This is a genomic window from Streptomyces sp. NRRL F-2580 (genome assembly GCF_000720115.1).
Taxonomy (GTDB): domain Bacteria; phylum Actinomycetota; class Actinomycetes; order Streptomycetales; family Streptomycetaceae; genus Streptomyces.
Genome location: NZ_JOIR01000003.1, coordinates 91896 through 112030, shown reverse-complemented (window position 1 = coordinate 112030; position 20135 = coordinate 91896). Strand labels below are relative to the sequence as shown.

Annotated in this window: 16 protein-coding genes; 5 read left to right on the top strand and 11 right to left on the bottom strand. The window is 71.5% G+C overall.

From position 1 onward, the window contains the following. Positions 1-7: 7 nt before the first annotated feature. The 8 genes from IF88_RS0103555 to IF88_RS0103520 form a co-directional block, all read right to left on the bottom strand. Complete coding sequence (locus IF88_RS0103555) at positions 8-724, bottom strand: ABC transporter ATP-binding protein (protein ID WP_030707133.1); 717 nt, start codon at positions 722-724, stop codon at positions 8-10. Further along, positions 721-1788, bottom strand: coding sequence for an ABC transporter ATP-binding protein (locus IF88_RS40015; protein ID WP_051836442.1), 1068 nt, complete (start codon positions 1786-1788; stop codon positions 721-723). The genes IF88_RS0103555 and IF88_RS40015 overlap by 4 nt, the downstream gene beginning before the upstream one ends. 5 nt (positions 1789-1793) lie before the next feature. Then, positions 1794-3515 carry a branched-chain amino acid ABC transporter permease gene (locus IF88_RS0103545; protein ID WP_030707129.1) on the bottom strand — a complete coding sequence of 574 codons (1722 nt, stop codon included), beginning with the start codon at positions 3513-3515 and terminating at the stop codon, positions 1794-1796. A 5-nt stretch (positions 3516-3520) separates the two neighbouring features. Continuing rightward, positions 3521-4453, bottom strand: a complete 933-nt coding sequence (locus IF88_RS0103540; protein ID WP_030707127.1) for a branched-chain amino acid ABC transporter permease — start codon at positions 4451-4453, stop codon at positions 3521-3523. Positions 4454-4562: 109 nt separating this feature from the next. Next, complete coding sequence (locus tag IF88_RS0103535; protein ID WP_030707125.1) at positions 4563-5795, bottom strand: branched-chain amino acid ABC transporter substrate-binding protein; 1233 nt, start codon at positions 5793-5795, stop codon at positions 4563-4565. Between the two features lie 541 nt (positions 5796-6336). Continuing rightward, positions 6337-6735: a hypothetical protein gene (locus IF88_RS0103530; protein ID WP_030707123.1), complete on the bottom strand. Its 399-nt coding sequence runs from the start codon at positions 6733-6735 to the stop codon at positions 6337-6339. A gap of 175 nt (positions 6736-6910) precedes the next feature. Continuing rightward, positions 6911-7405 carry a PaaI family thioesterase gene (locus IF88_RS0103525; protein ID WP_030707121.1) on the bottom strand — a complete coding sequence of 165 codons (495 nt, stop codon included), beginning with the start codon at positions 7403-7405 and terminating at the stop codon, positions 6911-6913. A gap of 54 nt (positions 7406-7459) precedes the next feature. Beyond that, positions 7460-9730, bottom strand: a complete 2271-nt coding sequence (locus tag IF88_RS0103520; RefSeq protein WP_030707119.1) for an FdhF/YdeP family oxidoreductase — start codon at positions 9728-9730, stop codon at positions 7460-7462. 130 nt (positions 9731-9860) lie between these two features. Between IF88_RS0103520 and polA the strand changes: the two genes are divergently transcribed. Then, entirely contained in the window at positions 9861-12581 is a 2721-nt protein-coding gene (polA, locus tag IF88_RS0103515) for a DNA polymerase I (protein ID WP_030707117.1), read from the top strand. 35 nt (positions 12582-12616) lie between these two features. Here the strand turns inward: polA and IF88_RS0103510 are convergent, their stop codons facing one another. After that, positions 12617-13474, bottom strand: coding sequence for a DUF4184 family protein (locus IF88_RS0103510; RefSeq protein ID WP_051836385.1), 858 nt, complete (start codon positions 13472-13474; stop codon positions 12617-12619). A 197-nt stretch (positions 13475-13671) separates the two neighbouring features. Here IF88_RS0103510 and IF88_RS0103505 point away from each other — a divergent pair, with 197 nt between their 5' ends. Beyond that, entirely contained in the window at positions 13672-14967 is a 1296-nt protein-coding gene (locus IF88_RS0103505) for a lytic transglycosylase domain-containing protein (RefSeq protein WP_051836383.1), read from the top strand. Here the strand turns inward: IF88_RS0103505 and IF88_RS0103500 are convergent, their stop codons facing one another. Beyond that, positions 14968-15147 (bottom strand): hypothetical protein, encoded by a 180-nt coding sequence (locus IF88_RS0103500; RefSeq protein WP_030707111.1) that lies wholly within the window; start codon positions 15145-15147, stop codon positions 14968-14970. Between the two features lie 402 nt (positions 15148-15549). Here IF88_RS0103500 and IF88_RS41935 point away from each other — a divergent pair, with 402 nt between their 5' ends. The 3 genes from IF88_RS41935 to IF88_RS0103485 all read left to right on the top strand — a co-directional run bounded on the left by IF88_RS41935 (position 15550) and on the right by IF88_RS0103485 (position 17515). Further along, positions 15550-16203, top strand: coding sequence for a hypothetical protein (locus IF88_RS41935; RefSeq protein WP_234323430.1), 654 nt, complete (start codon positions 15550-15552; stop codon positions 16201-16203). A gap of 170 nt (positions 16204-16373) precedes the next feature. Next, positions 16374-16514, top strand: a complete 141-nt coding sequence (locus IF88_RS45225) for an SPW_0924 family protein (protein WP_107050459.1) — start codon at positions 16374-16376, stop codon at positions 16512-16514. Between the two features lie 14 nt (positions 16515-16528). After that, on the top strand, positions 16529-17515 hold the full coding sequence (locus IF88_RS0103485; RefSeq protein ID WP_030707107.1) for a DUF3068 domain-containing protein: 987 nt from the start codon (positions 16529-16531) through the stop codon (positions 17513-17515). On the opposite strand, the gene IF88_RS0103480 is transcribed toward IF88_RS0103485, so the two are convergent. Continuing rightward, positions 17505-20135: an ATP-dependent RNA helicase gene (locus IF88_RS0103480; RefSeq protein ID WP_030707105.1), complete on the bottom strand. Its 2631-nt coding sequence runs from the start codon at positions 20133-20135 to the stop codon at positions 17505-17507. The two genes, IF88_RS0103485 and IF88_RS0103480, sit on opposite strands and share 11 nt — an antisense overlap.

Here is a 20135-nt window from a genome sequence, read left to right as displayed (position 1 = left end):
GGAGGGCTCAGTCCTCGCCGAGGTAGGCCTTGCGGACGTCCTCGTTGTGGAGGAGGTCCCGGCCGGTGCCGGAGAGAACGACCTTGCCGATCTCCATGACGTGCGCGTGGTCGGCGAGCGAGAGCGCCGCCTGGGCGTTCTGCTCGACGAGCAGGATCGTCATGCCGGCGGCCTTGAGATCCTTGATGGTCGCCATGATCTTCTGCATCATCAGCGGCGAGAGACCCATGGAGGGCTCGTCCAGCATGAGCAGCTTGGGCTGGGACATGAGCGCGCGGCCCATGGCGAGCATCTGCTGCTCACCGCCCGAGAGGGTGCCGGCGGCCTGCTTGCGACGCTCGCCCAGGATGGGGAACATCTCGTAGGCGCGCTGGACGTCCTTCTCGATGCCCTCCTTGTCGGTGCGCAGGAAGGCACCGAGCTGGAGGTTCTCGGCGATCGTCAGCCGGGGGAAGATGTGGCGTCCCTCGGGGGAGTGGGCGAGGCCCAGGGAGACGATCTTGTGGGCGGGGACGCTGGCGAGGGGCTTGCCGTCGAAGGTGATGCTGCCGCTCTTGGGCTTGATGAGCCCGGAGAGGGTGCGCAGGGTGGTCGTCTTGCCGGCGCCGTTGGTGCCGACGAGGCAGACGATCTCGCCTTCGTTGACCTGGAAGGAGATTCCCTTGACGGCTTCGATCTTGCCGTAGGCGACCTTGAGGTCCTCGACCTTGAGCAGTGCGGTCACTTGGCCTCTCCTTCCGTGCTGGTGGTGCGGGTGGTGCTGTCCGGGTCGACGTCGGTGTCCGTGGCGGACTCGGCGTCGGCCGGGGTCTCCGGCTCGGCTTCCGCCTCGGCGGTGGCCTCGGCTTCGGCTTCGGCCTCGGCTTCGGCCTCGGCCTCGACGGTGGCCTGGGGCTCCGCCTCGGCCTCCGGCTCCGGCTCGGCGGCGGCCTCGGCCTTGGCCTCCGCGGCCTCTTCCGCCGCCACGACCTCGGCGTCCTCGGCGGCGCCCGGGTCGCCCTCGAAGGGCTCGCCCAGGTAGGCGGCGATGACGCGCTCGTCGCCCTGGACCTCGGACGCGGTGCCTTCGATGAGCTTCTCGCCCTGGACGAGGCAGGCGACGCGGTCGCAGAGGTTGAAGATGAAGCGCATGTCGTGCTCGATGACGAGGACGGCGATGCCCATGTCGCGGATGGCGAAGATGAGTTCTTCGGCAGCGCGGGTTTCCTGCGGGTTCATGCCGGCGGTGGGCTCGTCCAGGAGGATGAGGCCGGGGTCGCTGGCAAGGGCGCGGGCGATCTCCAGCTTGCGCTGTTCGCCGTAGGGGAGGTTCTTGGCCAGGTGCTGGGCCTTGTTCTCCAGACCGATGAACTCCAGGAGTTCCATGGCGCGCGCCTCGCTGGCGGCTTCGGCCTTCTTGAAGCCGGGGCCGCGCAGGAGGGCGGACCAGAGGCCTTCCTTCGTGCGGGTGTGGCGTCCGACGAGGACGTTCTCCAGCACGGTCATGTTGTGGAAGAGCCGGATGTTCTGGAAGGTACGGGCGATGCCGGCTTCGGTGACCTTGTGGGGCTTGGGAGGCAGGACCGTGCCCTTGTAGCTGACGGAGCCCTCGGTGGGGACGTACAGCCCGGTGAGGCAGTTGAAGAAGGTGGTCTTGCCGGCGCCGTTGGGGCCGATGAGTCCGACGATCTCGCCCGCGTTGACCTGGAGGTCGACGCCCTTGACGGCGGTGAGGCCGCCGAAGCGCATGGTGACGCCCTTGGCTTCGAGAACCGTGGTCTTGGTGGTGGTGTCCGTGGTGGTCGTCATGATGTTCACGCCCCCGCCTTGGCGGTGGCCAGGTCCGTGGGGGCCTGGTCAGCGGTGTCGTCGTGGAACTCGAGCTGCGCGCGCTTGTTGGCGATGAGGCCTTCGGGGCGGAAGCGCATGAGCAGGATGAGGGCGATGCCGAAGGCGAGGAGCTGGTAGTCCTGGAGGAAGGCCAGCTTCGCCGGGATCAGGAAGAGGAGTGCCGCGCCGAGGATGGGGCCGCGGATGGTGCCCATGCCACCGAGGATGACGGCGGCGAGGAGGAACGCGGAGTTCGGCGGGACGGGCCCGGCGAAGACGTAGTTCTCGGGGACGACCGTGCTGTTGACGTGTGCCTGGACGGTGCCGGCGAGGCCGGCGAGGGTGGCGCCGAGGGCGAAGGCGATGAGCTTGACCTTGAAGCCGTTGATGCCCATGGCTTCGGCGGCGGTCTCGTCCTCGCGGATGGCGACCCAGGCGCGGCCGATGCGGCTGCTGCCGGCGCGGGCGAAGACCACGATGACCAGGGCCATGACGAGCAGCATCAGGAAGTAGTAGTTGGCGTAGGCGCCGAGGGTGATGCCGCCGACCACGTGGGATTCCCCGAAGTTCCACCCGAAGATTTCGAGGTGGGGGATGTTGGGGATGCCGTTGGGGCCGTTGGTGATGTCCGGGCCGGAGGTGCCGTCCAGGTTGCCCATGGCGATGCGGAAGATTTCTCCGAAGCCGAGGGTGACGATGGCGAGGTAGTCGCCGCGCAGGCGCAGGGTCGGTGCGCCGATGACCACGCCGAAGACGAGCGAGGCGAGGGCGCCGACGATGACCGCCGCCCAGAAGGGGAGGTGGATGCCGAAGGCGGAGGCGGTGCTTCCGGAGACCAGGGCCGCGGCGTAGGCGCCGACGCCGAGGAAGGCGACGTAGCCGAGGTCGAGGAGGCCGGCGAGGCCGACGACGACGTTGAGGCCGAGGGCGACGGTCGCGAAGATCAGGATGTTGACCGCGATCAGCGTGTAGGTGTCGCCGCTCTGCTGGATGAACGGGAAGGCGATCGCCGCGGCCGCGGTACCGATGAGGGTGACCTGGCGGTGCTTGGCGGTGATGCCGCCGAGGCGGGCGAAGAGGCCTGCCTTGTTCAGCGCGAGGGCCACGAAGCCGACGGTGATCAGGTAGGCGACGAAGAGCTGCGGTTCCTTGTCATCGGTGTCGATGCCGAAGGTGATGACGAAGAGGCCGATGGCGAAGACGCCGGTGATGATGAGGATTTCGGCCCAGGAGGGCAGCTGCTGGGCGGGGGCCGCCTTGCGGGTGTCGTCCGGGAGCTTGTACGCGGCGAGGGCCGGGATGGCCGAGCCGACGAGGGCGACGTACGCGCCGGGTTCGAGGTTGATCACTCCGCCGAGGACGACGGTGATGGAGATGACCGTGAACCAGGTGGCGGCGAGGCTGCCGAGGGCCAGGAACCAGACGGCCTTGCGGGAGCCGGCGGGGGTGAGCCAGCCGAGGCCCTTGACGCCGAGCGCGGAGAGCGCGTAGGCGAGGGTGAGGGCGGCTCCGGCGAGGGTGACGTACTGGAGGCCGGCGGGGCTGCCGTAGTAGGTCAGGTCGCCGGGGAACTCGGCGGTCCACGTCCACGCGAGGAAGGCGCTGACGATGGTGAGGAGGCTGCCGCCGATGACCGCGTACAGGAGCGCGGCGGGCGCGGGGCCCTGCTTGACCGTGTCGGTCTGCGGGGTGGTGTTGGTGGTCATGGTTCTCACGCCCGATCCGCGACGCGCTCACCGAGCAGGCCTTGTGGCCGCACGAGGAGGACGACGATGAGGAGTACGAACGCCCAGACGTTGGACCAGGCTCCACCGCCGAGCTGCTGCATGCCGGGGATCTCTTCGATGTAGGCGATCGAGAGGGCTTCGGCGAGTCCGAGGACGACGCCGCCGACCATGGCTCCGTAGATGTTGCCGATGCCGCCGAGGACGGCCGCGGTGAAGGCCTTGAGGCCGAGGATGAAGCCCATCTCGAAGTTGATCTGGCCCTTGTCGAGGCCGTAGGCGACGGCCGCGACGGCCGCGAACGCGGCACCGATGGCGAAGGCCATGACGATGATGCGGTCGGTGTTGATGCCCATCAGCTTCGCGGTGTCCGGGTCCTGCGCGGTGGCCTGCATGGCGCGGCCGCTGCGGCTCTTCTGGACGAAGATGCCGAGGGCGAGCATGCAGAGCGGGGCGAGGATGAGGACGAAGAGGTCCGCGCGCTGGATCGCCAGGCTGTCGGTGATCTTGAAGGCCGCGCCCTTGAACTCGGGGAAGCTGACTGCCTTCTTGGCGTCCGGGTAGAACTGCCAGACGAGCTGCTGGAGCGCGATCGAGAGGCCGATTGCGGTGATGAGGGGTGCGAGCCGGGGGGCGCTGCGCAGGGGGCGGTAGGCGAAGCGTTCGGCTGCGCAGGCCACGGCGACGGAGGTGGCAGCACCTCCGACGATCATGACGGGTATCGCGATCAGCAGGGAGGTGCCGGTCGGGAGGATGGCGTAGGCGCTGAGTGCGCCGAAGCCGCCGATCATGAAGATCTCGCCGTGGGCGAAGTTGATGAGCTGGACGATGCCGTAGACCATGGTGTACCCGATGGCGATGAGGCCATAGAGAGCACCGAGGGCCAGGCCGTTGGCCAGCTGTTGCGGCAGTTCGTGCACCGCAGGGCCTCCGATGAGCGTGTCGGATAAGACTCCGCGCGAGGGCGCTGTTTGCGCCCTCGCGCGGCGATTGGTTCAGGTGGTGCGGGTGGTGCTGGGGACTACGGGCTTACTGGTTGAAGGTGTCGCTCTTGACGTCGACCCACTTGCCGCCCTCGACCTTGTAGACCGTGAGCTGCTTGTTGGTGGTGTCGCCGTACTCGTCGAAGGCGACCTTGCCGGTCACGCCCTCGAAGGAGACCTTGCCGAGCGCCTCGACGACCTTGGCGCGGGCGTCGGTGGGCAGCTTGCCGCTGTTGGCGGCGACGGCGGCCTTGACGGCCTGGATGACGGCCCAGCCGGCGTCGTAGGAGTAGCCACCGTAGGCGGCGTACGGGTCCTTGTAACCCTCGGCCTTGTAGTCCTCGATGAACTTCTTGGCGGTGTCCAGCTTCTCGACCGGGTAGCCGATGGAGGTGGCGAGGTCGCCCTCGTTGGCCTCACCGGAGGCGCTGATGAAGGCCGGGTCCTGGATGCCGTCGCCGCCCATGAGGGGGACGTTGGCGCCGGTCTTCTTGATCTGGTCGGCGAGCAGGCCGCCCTCGGGGTACTGGCCGCCGAAGTAGACGGAGTCGGCGCCGGAGGCCTTGACCTTGTCGGCGGTGGAGGAGAAGTCGGTCTCCTTCACGGTGACGTGGTCGGTGCCGACGACCTCGCCGCCGAGCTTCTTGAACTCGTCGGCGAAGATCGCGGCGAGGCCGGCGCCGTAGGTCTGCTTGTCGTCGACGATGAAGACCTTCTTCTTGCCGGCGTCCTTGAAGAGGTACTGGGCGGCGAACTTGCCCTGGACCACGTCGGTGGCGGCGGTGCGGAAGTAGGTCTTGAAGCCGCGCTTGAACTCGCCCTTGCCCCAGTTGTCGCCCTGGCTGAGCGCGGGGTTGGTGTTGGCGGGCGAGACCTGCGCCAGGTTGGCGGAGGCGAAGACGCCCTGCATCTGCTGGGCCACGCCGGAGTTCAGCGGGCCGACGACGCCGAGGACGTCCTTGTTGCCGACGAGCTTGGTGGCGTTGGCCTGACCGGAGGCGGGGACGGCCTGGTCGTCGAGGGCCTCGACCTTGAACTCGATGCCCGGGACCTCGTTGTTCTTGTTGGCCGTCTTGGCCGCGAGGTCGACGGAGTTCTTGATGCCCTGGCCGAGAGCGGAGAGCGAGCCGGTGAGCGGGGCGTCCACGCCGATGACCACGACGGTCTTCTTGCCGCCGCCGTTGTCCTTGGAGTCTCCGTCGCGCGATCCGCAAGCGGTGAGGGTCAGTGCTCCCGTGGTGATCACGGTGGTGAGGACGAGCAAAGAACGGTGTCGCACGATTCTTCCTTTCCCTGGCGCGGCGCTCTCATTCGAGGTGCCGTTGGGTCGCCGGGCCGCACTGGGAGGTCCACGGCCGTGCTGATTCGCGCCCTGCGGCGCGGTGACTGGCCGTGACTCTAGGCCCGAGGTGGCGAGCACCGGGAGGCGGGAAAGGAGGATGTGACGCTCTTGTTATGCCAAGGCCAAGAATGTGTGGCGGGAGTGTGGACACAACGGACATTTAGTGACGGTGAATAGTGTCCGCATCCTGAGAAATACCTGTTCCCCTAAGGGGCTTGAGGCCTCCATGCACCTGTCTTAGATCAAATTCGGCCGAATGTGGCGGTGCGTGTCTGAAGGAATCCCCCCAGTGGCGATTCTCGGAGGAAAAGACGGATTGCGTACGGCATGTGAATTACTCAGAGTAATGACGCGGGTGATGCGGCCCTGTCGGATGGATCTTGTCCGGGTCTGCGGCACGGCCTCCGACCTGCGGTTCGGCCGTTTGCGCGGTCTGCCCGGAAGCCGGACAGCGCGCTCGGGAATGCGGTGACCCGGGTCACGTCGGGGGTCGCCAGTTCTCCGAGCTGCCGGTCGCGCCGTCCTGCTCGGTGCAGCGCCGGGCCACGAAGCGGTCGATCAGCTCAAGTGCCTTGTCCCGTCCGGCAGTTCGCTCCTCGGCGCGGCCGGCGGCGACGGCGTCCTCGTGGATCGCGTACTGGTCGTTCGACAGGCCCTTCTGCTCCCAGTCGAGACCGGACCACTTGGTGCCCATGAGGGTCTCCTTCGCCCAGTACGAGACCAGGCTCGTGCAGACCTGCGCGGGGGAGGAAGGGCTGGCGGAAGGGCTCTCCGAGGCCGCCGCGGGGGGTGGTGCGGAGGAAGAGCATCCGGTCAGGGCGAGCGCCGCGAGGAGGGTGTGGGCGGCGTACCGGGCCGGACGTGGCATGGTCCCCATGAGGGGAAGGTAGGCGGTCACCATCGGTGACACAACAGATGTCACCGCGAAGCGTGCGGACTGGCGGATTCCGGGCGGTTGCGGCCGGGCCCCGGTCCGGGAACGTGTGCAGGCCCGGATCGCACGCCCCCGGGGCGGCGGATCCGGGCCTGTGGAACCGGGCCTGTGAACCGGGTCAGGTCCCCGCGGGGGCCTCGGTGGCGGCGCCGGCGGCCTGGTCGACGTCGCGCAGCAGGCAGGTCAGGCGGGCGGTGCAGATCCGCTTGTCCTGCTCGTCGGTGATGACGATCTCGAAGGTGGTGGTCGAGCGGCCGCGGTGCACGGGGGTGGCGACGCCGGTGACGATGCCGGTGCGGGCGCCCCGGTGGTGGGTGCAGTTCAGGTCCACGCCGACGGCGATCTTGGTGATGCCGCCGTGCATCATCGCGCCGATCGAGCCGAGGGTTTCGGCCAGGACGGCGGAGGCCCCGCCGTGCAGCAGTCCGTACGGCTGGGTGTTGCCCTTGACGGGCATGGTGCCGACGACGCGGTCGGCCGAGGCCTCCAGGATGCGGATGTCCATCCGCTCGCCGAGGTCTCCCGCCGAGAACAGCGCGGGGAGGTCGATCCCCAGGGCCGCGTACTCGTCGAGGACCTCCTGCGGGAACTTCACTGCGTGCTGCTCGCCCATGGTCAGGCTCCGTTCGTCAACGCTCGTTAACCTTCTTGTCCTGAGGTCGTTCTATCAGGCCGGTTCGAAACGCACGACGACGGACTTGCTCGCCGGGGTATTGCTGGTGTCCGCGGTGGAGTCCAGCGGGACCAGCACGTTCGTCTCGGGGTAGTACGCGGCGGCGCAGCCGCGGGCCGTCGGGTAGTGCACGACGCGGAAGCCGGGCGCGCGCCGCTCCACGCCGTCCCTCCATTCGCTCACCAGGTCGGTGTACGAGCCGTCGGCCAGGCCCAGCTCGGCCGCGTCCTCCGGGTTGACCATGACCACGCGGCGGCCGCCGGTGATGCCGCGGTAGCGGTCGTCGAGGCCGTAGATCGTGGTGTTGTACTGGTCGTGGCTGCGCAGGGTCTGCAGGAGCAGCCGGCCTTCGGGGATCTTCGGGTACTCGACGGGCGCGGCGGTGAAGTTCGCCTTGCCGGTGGCGGTGGGGAAGCGGCGCTCGTCGCGCGGGGCGTGCGGCAGCCGGAAGCCGCCGGGGCGGGCCACCTTGGCGTTGAAGTCCTCGAAGCCGGGGATCACGCGGGCGATCCGGTCGCGGATCGAGGCGTAGTCCCGCTCGAACTCCTCCCACGGGGTGGCGGAGGCGGCGCCGAGGACGGCGCGGGCCATCCGGGCCACGATCGCGGGCTCGGAGAGCAGGTGCGGGGACGCGGGGGCGAGGTTGCCGCGGGAGGAGTGGACCATGCCCATGGAGTCCTCGACCGTGACGAACTGCTTGCCGGAGGCCTGTACGTCCTTGTCGGTGCGGCCGAGGGTGGGCAGGATCAGGGCGCGTCGGCCCGTGACCGCGTGGGAGCGGTTCAGCTTGGTGGACACGTGCACGGTCAGGGAGGCGCGGCGGATCGCGGCCTCGGTGACCTCGGTGTCGGGGGTGGCGCCGACGAAGTTGCCGCCCATGGCGAAGAGGACCTTGGCCTGGCCGTCGCGCAGGGCCTCGATGGAGCGGACCACGTCGAAGCCGTGCCCGCGCGGCGAGGTGATGCCGAATTCCTTGTCGAGGGCGTCGAGGAAGGCGGCCGCGGGCCGCTCGAAGATCCCCATGGTGCGGTCGCCCTGCACGTTGGAGTGGCCGCGGACCGGGCAGACGCCGGCGCCGGGCCGCCCGATGTTGCCGCGCAGCAGGAGCAGGTTGACGACCTCGCGGATGGTGGCGACGGCGTGCTTGTGCTGGGTGAGGCCCATGGCCCAGCAGACGATGGTGCGCTCCGAGGCCAGCACCATGGCCAGTGCCTGCTCGATCTCCGTCCGGGTCAGGCCGGTGGCGGTGAGGGTCTGCGCCCAGTCGGCCTCCTTGGCGGCGGCCGCGAACTCCTCGTAGCCGTGGGTGTGCTCCCGGATGAAGGCCTCGTCGGTCGCGCCGCCCGCCTCGATGACCAGCTTGTTCAGGAGGCGGAAGAGGGCCTGGTCGCCGCCGATGCGGATCTGCAGGAAGAGGTCGTTGAGGGCGGTGCCCTTGAGCATGCCGAGGGGGGTCTGCGGGTTCTTGAACCGCTCCATGCCGGCCTCGGGCAGCGGATTCACCGAGATGATCTTCGCGCCGGCGGACTTGGCCTGTTCGAGGGCGGAGAGCATGCGCGGGTGGTTCGTACCGGGATTCTGCCCGGCGACGATGATCAGGTCGGCCCGGTGGAGGTCCTCCAGGGAGACGCTGCCCTTGCCGATGCCGATCGTCTCGTTCAGCGCGGAGCCCGAGGACTCGTGGCACATGTTGGAGCAGTCGGGCAGGTTGTTCGTGCCGAACTCGCGGGCGAAGAGCTGGAAGAGGAACGCGGCCTCGTTGCTGGTGCGCCCGGAGGTGTAGAAGAGGGCCTCGTCGGGGGAGGCGAGGGCGGTCAGCTCCTCGGCGATGACCGCGAAGGCCCGCTCCCAGCTGATCGCCTCGTAGCGGTCGCCGCCCTCGGGCAGGTACATCGGCTGGGTGATCCGGCCCTGCTGCCCCAGCCAGTACCCGGAGCGGGCGGCCAGATCGGCCAGCGGGTGCGCGGCGAAGAACTCCGGGGTGACCCGGCGCAGCGTGGCCTCCTCCGCGACGGCCTTGGCGCCGTTCTCGCAGAACTCGGCGGTGTGCCGCTTGTCGCCCTCGGGCCAGGCACAGCCCGGGCAGTCGAAGCCGTCCTTCTGGTTGACCTTGAGCAGGGTGCGGGCGGTGCGGGCCACGCCCATCTGCTGCTGGGCGATCCGCAGGGTGTGCCCGATCGCGCGCAGCCCCGCGGCCGCGTGTTGGGGGGGCGCGACCTGCGGAGCATCCTGTACCGGATCACCTGCGGGCGGCTTGGTGGCCATGACGCTCCCCTTTGAACAGTCCTGTCGTATGCACCGATCCTGTCACGCCCCGCAGGCATCGCCGACGGCGGATTTGCCCCTCCGCACAGGCCGTCCGGATTTGTCGGTGGGGGCGCCTAGGATCGGGGGCGTGGCAGAGACAGCATCGAAGAAGACGGACCAGACGACCGCAGCGGACCGCCCCCGCCTGATGCTCATGGACGGGCACTCCCTGGCGTACCGGGCGTTCTTCGCGCTGCCCGCGGAGAACTTCACGACGGCGACCGGCCAGCCGACCAACGCCATCTACGGCTTCGCGTCGATGCTGGCGAACACGCTGCGCGACGAGGCGCCCACGCACTTCGCGGTGGCGTTCGACGTCTCGCGCAAGACGTGGCGCTCGACGGAGTTCCCCGAGTACAAGGCGAACCGCTCCAAGACCCCCGACGAGTTCAAGGGGCAGGTCGAGCTGATCGGCGAGCTGCTCGACGCGATGCACGTGCCGCGGTTCGCGGTCGACGGCTTCGAGGCCGACGACGTGATCGCGACGCTGGCGACGCAGGCGGAGGCCCTCGGCTTCGACGTGCTGATCGTCACCGGCGACCGGGACTCCTTCCAGCTGGTGTCCGAGCACACCACCGTGCTCTACCCGACCAAGGGCGTCTCCGAGCTCACCCGGTTCACGCCCGAGAAGGTCGAGGAGAAGTACGGGCTCACCCCGCAGCAGTACCCGGACTTCGCGGCGCTGCGCGGCGACCCGTCCGACAACCTGCCGGGCATCCCCGGTGTCGGCCCGAAGACCGCCACCAAGTGGATCACCGAGTTCGGGTCGTTCGCGGAGCTCGTGGAGCGCGCCGAGGAGGTCAAGGGCAAGGCCGGGCAGGCCCTCCGGGACCACCTGGAGGCCGTCAAGCTCAACCGGGTCCTGACCGAGATGGTCAAGGACGTGGAGCTGCCCAGGACCCCCGCCGACCTGGTCCGCCTCCCGTACGACCGGACCGCCATGCTCGGTGTGCTGGACGTCCTGGAGATCCGCAACGCCTCGCTGCGCGAGCGGCTGCTCGCCGTGGACCCGGGCGCGGCCGAGGAGGAACCCCCGGCTCCGGCGGCCGGCGTGGAGCTGGACGCCTCCGTCCTGGGCGCGGGCGAGCTGGCGCCGTGGCTGGAGGCCCACGCGGGCGGACCGCTGGGCATCGCCACCGTCGACAGCTGGGCGCTGGGCGCCGGCCGGATCACCGAGGTCGCGCTGGCCGCGGCCGGCGGGGCGGCCGCCTGGTTCGAGCCGCTGTCGCTGGACGAGGCCGACGAGCTGGCCTTCCGCGCCTGGGCCTCGGACGAGGCCCGCCCCAAGGTCGTGCACAACGCGAAGGCGCTGTGGCGGGTCTTCCCCGAACACGGCTGGTCGCTGGGCGGCGTCGCCATGGACACCGCGCTCGCCGCGTACCTGGTCAAGCCCGGCCGCCGGTCCTTCGGCCTGGACGTCCTGTCCATGGAGTACCTGCACCGCGAGCTGGCGCCCGCCGCCGCCGACGGCCAGCTGGCCTTCGGCGCCGACGACACGGCCGAGGCCGAGGCGCTGATGGCTCAGGCCCGCGCGGTCCTCGACCTGGGCGACGCCTTCACCGACAAGCTCGCCGAGGTGGGCGCCGCCGAGCTGCTGCACGGCATGGAGCTGCCGACCTCCGAGCTCCTCGCCCGGATGGAGCGGTCCGGCATCGCCGCCGACCGCGACCACCTGGAGGCCATGGAGCAGCAGTTCGCCGGAGCCGTGCAGCAGGCGGTGAAGGAGGCGCACGCGGCCGTCGGCCACGAGTTCAACCTCGGCTCGCCCAAGCAGCTCCAGGAGGTCTTCTTCGGCGAGCTGGACCTGCCGAAGACCAAGAAGACCAAGACCGGGTACACCACGGACGCGGACGCGCTGGCCTGGCTGGCCACGCAGACCGACCACGACCTGCCCGTGATCATGCTCCGCCACCGGGAGCAGGCCAAGCTGCGCGTCACCGTCGAGGGCCTGGTCAAGACCATCGCCGCCGACGGCCGGGTGCACACCAGCTTCAGCCAGACCGTCGCCGCGACCGGCCGGCTGTCCTCCACCGACCCCAACCTGCAGAACGTGCCGGTGCGCACCGACGAGGGCCGCGCCATCCGCCGCGGCTTCGTCGTCGGCGAGGGCTTCGAGTCCCTCATGACGGCCGACTACAGCCAGATCGAGCTGCGCGTGATGGCCCACCTCTCCGAGGACGAAGGCCTGATCGAGGCCTTCGCGACCGGCGAGGACCTGCACACCACGGTCGCCTCCCAGGTCTTCGCCGTGGAGCGGTCCCAGGTCGACGCCGAGATGCGCCGCAAGATCAAGGCCATGTCGTACGGCCTCGCGTACGGGCTCTCCGCGTTCGGTCTCGCCCAGCAGCTGAACATCGAGCCCGCCGAGGCGCGCGGCCTGATGGAGACGTACTTCGAGCGGTTCGGCGGCGTGCGGGACTACCTGCGGCGCGTCGTCGACGAGGCCCGGGCCACGGGCTACACGGCGACCGTCTTCGGCCGCCGCCGGTACCTGCCCGACCTCAACAGCGACAACCGCCAGCGCCGCGAGGCCGCCGAGCGGATGGCGCTCAACGCCCCCATCCAGGGCACGGCCGCCGACATCGTCAAGGTCGCGATGCTGCGCGTGGACAAGGCGATCACCGGGGCCGGCCTGCGCTCGCGGATGCTGCTCCAGGTCCACGACGAAATCGTGCTGGAGATCGCCCCGGGCGAGCGCGAGCAGGTCGAGGAGCTGGTGCGGCGCGAGATGGGCGCCGCCGTGGAGCTCCGGGCCGCACTGGACGTGTCCGTCGGCGTCGGCCCGGACTGGGAGTCCGCCGCGCACTGAGGCCCGTACGGCCCCAGGGCAGCGCCCGTTCCCGCTCAGCCGGTGGGGACGGGCGTCCGCGTTTCCTCGTCCGTACGGGCGGAGCGGTCGCCGCGGTGCCGCAGCCGTACGAGCACCCCGTACAGCAGCAGGGCCACGGCGAGGCCGCCGCCCGCGCCGAAGCAGACGGTCGGGATGATGTCGAGCGGCGTCCGGATCCGGTCGAAGAAGGTGAAGAAGCGGATCACGCGCATCGTGACCCCGGCCGCCACGCACCCCGCGACCAGGGCGAGCGCACCCCAGACCTCCGCCCGGCCGAGCACCGGCACGGACGCGGGGGCGGGGGAGGCGGGCAGCCGCCGCAGGGCGGTCACCGTGAACCAGAGCAGCGCGCAGGCCGCGACCGCCGAAGTGCCGTACTGGAGGTACGAGTAGAGGGGCAGGCCGAAGGCGAGCGGCTCCGCCAGCTCCGGCAGCGCGTTCGTCCCCCAGCGGTCGATGTGCGTGAAGCTGTCCCACACCACGTGCGTGAGGGAGCCGGCGACGGCCGACACGTAGAACCACGCGGCGAGCGCCGGCAGTCGGCGGCGCTCGCGCCACTCCTCACCGCGCACGAAGGCGTGCACCCTGCCCCGCCACCCGCGCGGCAGGAGTGCGATCAGCGGCTCGCGCAGCAGCAGCCAGCACCCCACGAGGACGGCGGTGAGCACGGCGTCCAGGGTGAACACCCCGGCAAGCGAGTGCGTGAAGGTCCCGTAGGCCATGACGCCCTCGACGACCGCGTCCGTGAAGTAGAAGGTGTCCGGCGCGAACGACCCGAGGACCAGGGCCGAGGCGACGAGTGGGCCCCGCGCACGCCCTGTCCGGCGGACGGCCGGAAGTACGGCGGCCGCATGGCTGAGAGTGAAGGGCATGGCACCTCTCCTGGACGCTCTCGTGGATGCTGTCGTGCGTGTTCCTTACTTCGGGCCAATGCGCCCGAAGGATCCCGACAGTATGCGTGACCTGCGCACGGACGTGGCGATGTGGTGAATTCCGGCCCTCTTTCCGTGCCCTTTACAGGGAGTTGACGTATGGTCACGCGGACGTCGAGGGGGAGGGGGTCCGGATCATGTCGGCTCGAATAATCGGACGCAGGCTGCGCAAGGGGGCGGCAGCCGCCCTGGTCTCCGCGCTGGTGGCCGCCGCGCTCACCGCCTCGCAGGGGCCGGCGGGCGCGGGCGAGGACCGCACGGTCGCCGTCGGTGAGGACGAACCGGCCCTCCCGGCGGAGGCGAGCGGCGGCGACTCCGACTACATCACCGAACTCCCGCCCCTGGTGAGCCCGGAGCCGCCGGCCGTGGTGCTGCCGGACGAGGCGCAGCCGACGGGGCCGCAGCCCCCGGAGACGGCGACGGTGCCGGTGCTCGCCGGGACCGGACCGGCCGAAGGCGCGCAGGGGATACCGGCGAGCGTGCTGGCGGCCTACTTGCGCGCGGAGAAGACCGTGGGGCAGAGCGACCCCGGATGCGGACTGCGCTGGCAACTCCTCGCGGCGATCGGCAAGGTGGAGTGCGGCCAGGCGCGCGGCGGCCAGGTGGACGCGGCCGGGACCACCCTGCGGCCGATCCTGGGGCCCGTGCTCGACGGCAACGGCTTCGCGAACATCTCCGACACGGACGGCGGGGCCTACGACGGGGACGCCCGGTACGACAGGGCGGTCGGGCCGATGCAGTTCATCCCGTCCACGTGGGCGGCGTGGGGCCAGGACGCGGACGGCGACGGGCGCCGCAACCCGAACAACGTGCACGACGCGGCCCTCGCGGCCGGGCGGTACCTGTGCGCGGGCACCCGGGACCTGCGGACGGACGCGGACCTGGACCGGGCGGTGCTCTCCTACAACCACTCCACGGAGTACCTGCGGACGGTCCGGTCCTGGTTCACGTACTACCTCAAGGGCACGCACGAGGTCCCGGACAGCCCAGGCACGGCGGCGGGCACGCCCACGCCCACGGCACCGGCACCGGCACCGAAGCCCAGCCCTACGCCGACCCCCACGCCTACGCCGACGCCGGACCCGAAGCCCACACCTACGCCGAGGCCGGACCCGAAGCCCACACCTACGCCGACGCCGGACCCGAAGCCCACACCTACGCCGACGCCGGACCCGACGCCGACTCCCACGCCCACACCGACCCCGACCCCGGCTCCCACGCCCACACCGACCCCGGCTCCCACGCCCAGCCCCACCCCGACGCCGACTCCGTCGACCACGCCGACGCCCAAACCCTCGCCGACGACGACCCCGACGCCGAAGGCCACCCCGACGCCGAAGCCCACACCGTCCGCGTCGACGTCCCCGTCCGCCCCCGCGTCCCCGTCCTCCACACCGGAGGCGGCCCGGCCGACCCCCGGGGCCACCCCGTAGTCACACGGAGGGCGCCGGGGCGCCCTTCGGCGGGCGTACCGATGTGCCGGCGGACTTCAGATGCGGAACCAGCGTGGGGTGCGCGTCCGGCCGCAGCTTGTCGATGGCGGCCTGCAGCGCGTCCCAGGCGTCGTCCTCACCGGCCAGGCTTTCCTGCCGCCCGAAGGTCGCTTGCGACAAGTCGACCAGTTTGCCGGCCCGTTCGCGTTCGGGTGTCCTGGCGAGTTCGCGCAGTGCGCCGGAGTCCCGCCAGGCGGGGCAACGATCGCCCGCCCGCCGTCGACCGCACCCGCACTGACGCCCGAGCCGACGATGAAGGCCACCGGCCGGGTGCGCTCGGTCAGCAGCGACCTCAACCGGTAGACGAGGGCCTTCTCCTCGCCGGCCTTGAATCCGATCGTGTTCATCGAAGGTCTCTCATGCGTCGCGTTGTTGCCTTGCAAAGGCAAGGGAGTCTATTGCCGTGTGCAGGCCGACCGTGCGCCAACGAACTTGTGGGACCGGATACTTGAGCGACATAGTGATCGGCCGGACGGGTGGCGGACGGTAGCGCCCGGACCAGCGATCGACGGGGGCGAACGGGTGAGCGGGACGGTACCTCGGCAGCACGACGAGGCGGCGGAGCACACGGACGGCGCCGGCGCCGCCGCTCGACAACACCACCTGCCGACCGCGGCCACGGCGGCCCTCGGCGTCCTCCTGCTGGCGGAAGTGGTCCTGCTGTGCGGCGGGTTGCTGAGCCTGTGGCCGATCCTCCTCGCCCTGGTCGCGCCCGGGACGGACGCAGCGGCCACGGCGCGGTGGTCGCCCCTGGGCCTGGGGGAATGGGCGCTCACCGCCGATGTCGCCATGCTCCTCGCCGTGATCCTCTGCAGCGCCCTCGGCAGCTTCGTCCACGCGGCCACCTCGTTCGCGACGTACGTGGGCAACCGGCGGCTGTACGCGAGCTGGCTGTGGTGGTACCTGCTCAGGGCGGGCATCGGCGTCGCGCTGGCCCTGCTGGTGTACCTGCTCCTGCGGGGAGGCCTGTTCGCGGGGAGCTCCGGCGCGGGAGCGACGAACCCGTACGGCTTCTCCGGCATCGCCGGGCTGTGCGGCCTGTTCTCCAAGCAGGCGACGGACAAGCTGCGCGAGATCTGCGACACGATCCTCAGCACCAAGGGCGACGGTGACCGCGATCGAGGGGACAAGCTGGCCGCCGTGCAGAACAGGGATCCGGACCCCGCCGGACCGTGAACCGGGCGGGGACGAACCGGAGCAACCACAGGTAAACACCCTCCGGCATGCGGCTCGCTCGCAGGTCAGGGGGCGTTTCGCGTGATCCGCCGCGCAGACGGTTCTCATCTCGCCTCCGCATTGCTACGGTGCCTCCGCCCTGACGCCCTATCAGATTCCGGAGGCCCGGTATGCGCGCGTTCATCGCCGCCGCCAGCGGGCTCGTCCTCGCGGTACTCCTCGTCCTCGCCGTCACGGCGTTCGGGGCGCCCGAGGGCAAGACCTCGCCCAGGCCCCTGCTCACCACCGCGCCCCCCGCGCCCGGAAAGTAGAGGAGGGCCCGGCCTTGCGACGCAGAGCGAGCCTTGTCCTGCTGGCCCTAGCCGTGTTCTGCGCAGCCCTCGCGCCGCTGCTGCGCTGGTACGCGTACCCCCGCCTCGCCAAGATCCCGCCGAGCCAGTACCAGGAGATGGTCCTGGAGGCGAAGGACGCGACCCTCCTCGACTACACCGGCGGCATGCAGCCCAAGAAGGTCGACAAGGTCACGATCGTCCAGACCCTCAAGGGCAACGTGGAGGCGTCGAAGGAGATCGAGTCGAGCGCAGGCAAGGACGTCGTCGTCTGGGACACCCTGTCCTACATCATCGGCCCCGACGGCAAGATGGTCTCCCAGATCCCCGAGCGCTACGTCTTCGACGCCCACACCCAGGACCCGGTGCACGCCACCGGGGAGATGGTCGACGGGGACGCCGTCAAGCGCGAGGGCATCGAGTTCAAGTGGCCGTTCTTCACCGAGCCGCGCGACTACCTGTACTTCGACGCCCAGACCCGCACCTCCTCGCCGATCCACTACGTCGGACCGCGCACGTTCAAGGGCATGGACGTCTACTACTTCGAGCAGACCGTGCCGTGGACCAAGGTCCCCATGCCCAAGAAGATGCCCATCGAGGGCATCGACCCGTCGACGATCGAGGCGGCCACCGGCACCACCCTCTGGTACACGGCCAAGGTGAGGTTCTGGGTCGACCCGGTGACCGGGGCGCCCGTCAACGCCGAGCAGGACATCCAGCAGGAGATGCGCGGCGGCATCGCGGCGGGCGGCCCCGACGGCAAGCTCACCGCCTTCGCCGGGCACGTGACGATGCGTGAGGACTACTCCGATTACACGGTCGACCTCGTCAAGTCCAACCGTACGAAGGTCCTCGCGCTGCACACCTACGCGCCGTTCGGCCTGGCGGCCGGCGGGCTCGCGCTGCTCGGGGCCGCGCTGTGGCTGGAGGCCCGCGGCCGCCGGGTGCGGGAGCGGGAGGCAGAGGAAGGGGTCAGCGCCTGAGGCGGGCGTTGGTGTGGCGGGTGGGCTCGGCGGTGGCCGGGTCCTCCGGCCAGGGGTGCTTGGGGTAGCGGCCGCGCAGCTCGGCACGGACGGCGCGGTAGCCGCCCTGCCAGAAGGAGGCGAGGTCGGCCGTGACGGCCGCGGGCCGGCCGGCGGGCGACAGCAGGTGCACCAGCACCGGCACGCCGGCCACCTTCGGGGTCTCGGCCAGCCCGAACAGCTCCTGGAGCTTCACCGCGAGCACCGGCTGCCCGTGCTCGGCGGAGTAGTCCAGCCGGATCCGGGATCCGCTGGGCACCTCCAGGCGTTCCGGAGCCAGCTCGTCGAGGCGGGCGGCCTCCCCGGTGGCCCACGGCAGCAGCCGGTTCAGGGCCTGCCCCGCGTCGATCCGCCCGAGGTCCGAGCGGCGCCGGGCCCGCGACAGCTCGGGCTCCAGCCAGTCGTCGGCGCGGGCCAGCAGGGCGCCGTCCTCTTCCACGTCGGGCCAGGGCGCGCCGAGCGTGCGGTGCAGGAAGCCCAGCCGGGCCCGGAGCGCCCGCGCGTCCGGGGACCAGCGCAGCAGGCCGAGGCCCTCGGTGCGGAGCCCGTCGAGGAGGGCGGCCCGTACGAGAGCCGGGTCCGGGGTGCGCAGGGGGCGTACGGAGAGCTCGATCGCCCCGAGCCGTTCCGCGGCGCGGGCGATCAGGTCCCCGTCCTCCCAGCGCACCTCTTCGCCTTCGGTCCACAGGTGGGCGGCGGCGGCCCGGGCGGTGTCCTCGTCGATGACGGCGGCCAGCCGGATCCGGGCGGAGGCGGAGTGCGGGGGCCTGTCGGCGACGGCGACGGCCAACCAGGCCGCCTGCCGCAGGCCCGAGCCGTCACCGAGCTCGGCCCCGGTCCCGGAGGCCATGAGGAAGGCGCCCTGACCCCTGGCCCTGGCGACCCGCTCGGGAAACGCGAGCGCGGCGATCAGCCCTGCGGCGCCGTCGTCGGGTACCGCGCCGCTGCCGGGGCTCCGCCCCGGACCCCGCTCCCCCGGGGGCGGAGCCCCCGTGGGGTCCGGGGCGGAGCCCCGGGACGGGGGGCTGGGGGCGGAGCCCCCGGTTTCGGGAAGGGGCGGGGTGGGGGAGAGCCCCGCAGGGTCCCGGACGGCACGGTCCAGGCGGGCCACCTCCGTGCGCCAGCGCGCCGCGTAGGCATCGCCGCCCGCGCGGGCCCGCCGCCAGGCCGCGGCCAGGTCGTCCCCGTACTCGCGCGGCGGCTCCTCGCTCAGCAGCGCCACCAGCTCCGCCGCCCGACGGGCCCCGACCGCGGCCGAGCCGTCCAGCAGGGCGCGGGCCAGCCGCGGGTGCAGCCCCAGGCGGGCCATCCGCAGCCCGCGCGCGGTGGGCCGCCCCGCCGGGGACACCGCGCCCACCGCGAGCAGCACCTCCCGCGCCGCGGCCATGGCGCCGGCCGGCGGCGGGTCCGGCAGCGCCAGCCCGGCCGCGTCCGGATCGCCCCAGCACGCCGCCTGCAGGGCGAACTGCGCCAGGTCGGCGATGCGTATCTCCGGCGACGGGAACGCGGGCAGCCGGCCGTCCTCCGCCTCGGCCCAGCAGCGGTACACCGCGCCCGGCGCCTCACGTCCGGCCCGGCCCGCCCGCTGGCGCCCGGCCGCGCGGGACGCCCGTACGGTCGCCAGCGCGCCCAGCCCCCGGGCATGGTCCACCCGGGGTTCGCGGGCCAGCCCCGAATCCACCACCACCCGAACCCCGGGAACGGTCAGGCTCGACTCCGCCACCGCGGTGGAAAGGATCACCCGGCGGTGGTCCGAGGCGGTCAGCGCCGCGTCCTGCACGGCCGCCGGGGCCCGGCCGTGGACCTGGAGCACCTCCGCGTCCACCCCGCCCAGCTGCCCGGCCACGCGGGCGATCTCGCCCACGCCGGGCAGGAAGCACAGGACGTCGCCGTCGCGCTCCGCCAGCGCCCGCCGTACCATCGAGGCCACGTGCGTCAGCTGCGCCGGATCCACCCGCATCCCGTGCGGGGGCCGCACCGGCCGGGCCGGCGGCGCCCAGACCGTCTCCACCGGGTACGAGATGCCCGCGGCCTCCACCACCGGCGCGCCGCCCAGCACCCGCGCCCAGCCGGCGGAGTCCGTGGTCGCCGAGGCCGCCACCAGCCGCAGCTCCGGGCGCAGGGTCTCCCGTACGTCCACGAGGAACGCGGCGACCGTGTCGGCGTCCAGGTGCCGCTCGTGGCACTCGTCCAGGACCACCACGTCGACCCCGGTCAGCTCCTGGTCGCGCTGGAGCCGCTGGAGGAGCACTCCGGTGGTCACCACCTCCACCACGGTGTCCGGGCCGGCCACCCGCTCCCCGCGCACCGTGAAGCCGACCGAACCGCCGACGGCCCCGCCCAGCAGCCAGGCCATCCGCCGCGCCGCCGCACGGGCGGCGATCCGGCGCGGCTCGGCGACCACGACCCGGCGCCGCGGCCCACCGCCCACCAGCCCCGCCAGCACCAGCGGCACCAGCGTGGTCTTGCCGGTGCCCGGCGGGGCGCAGAGCACCGCGGCGCCGTGGCCGTCCAGCGCGGAGACGAGCGCGGGCACGGCCTCCCGCACGGGAAGGGCGTCGAGGGCGGCCTGGCGGATCAA

Excerpts from the sequence above, each read along its gene's own strand:
- IF88_RS40015 (WP_051836442.1), bottom strand. The coding sequence starts at position 1,788 with ATGACGACCACCACGGACACCACCACCAAGACCACGGTTCTCGAAGCC.
- IF88_RS0103545 (WP_030707129.1), bottom strand. The coding sequence starts at position 3,515 with ATGACCACCAACACCACCCCGCAGACCGACACGGTCAAGCAGGGCCCC.
- IF88_RS0103530 (WP_030707123.1), bottom strand. The coding sequence starts at position 6,735 with ATGGGGACCATGCCACGTCCGGCCCGGTACGCCGCCCACACCCTCCTC.
- IF88_RS0103525 (WP_030707121.1), bottom strand. The coding sequence starts at position 7,405 with ATGGGCGAGCAGCACGCAGTGAAGTTCCCGCAGGAGGTCCTCGACGAG.
- IF88_RS0103520 (WP_030707119.1), bottom strand. The coding sequence starts at position 9,730 with ATGGCCACCAAGCCGCCCGCAGGTGATCCGGTACAGGATGCTCCGCAG.
- IF88_RS0103510 (WP_051836385.1), bottom strand. The coding sequence starts at position 13,474 with ATGCCCTTCACTCTCAGCCATGCGGCCGCCGTACTTCCGGCCGTCCGC.
- IF88_RS0103505 (WP_051836383.1), top strand. The coding sequence starts at position 13,672 with ATGTCGGCTCGAATAATCGGACGCAGGCTGCGCAAGGGGGCGGCAGCC.
- IF88_RS45225 (WP_107050459.1), top strand. The coding sequence starts at position 16,374 with ATGCGCGCGTTCATCGCCGCCGCCAGCGGGCTCGTCCTCGCGGTACTC.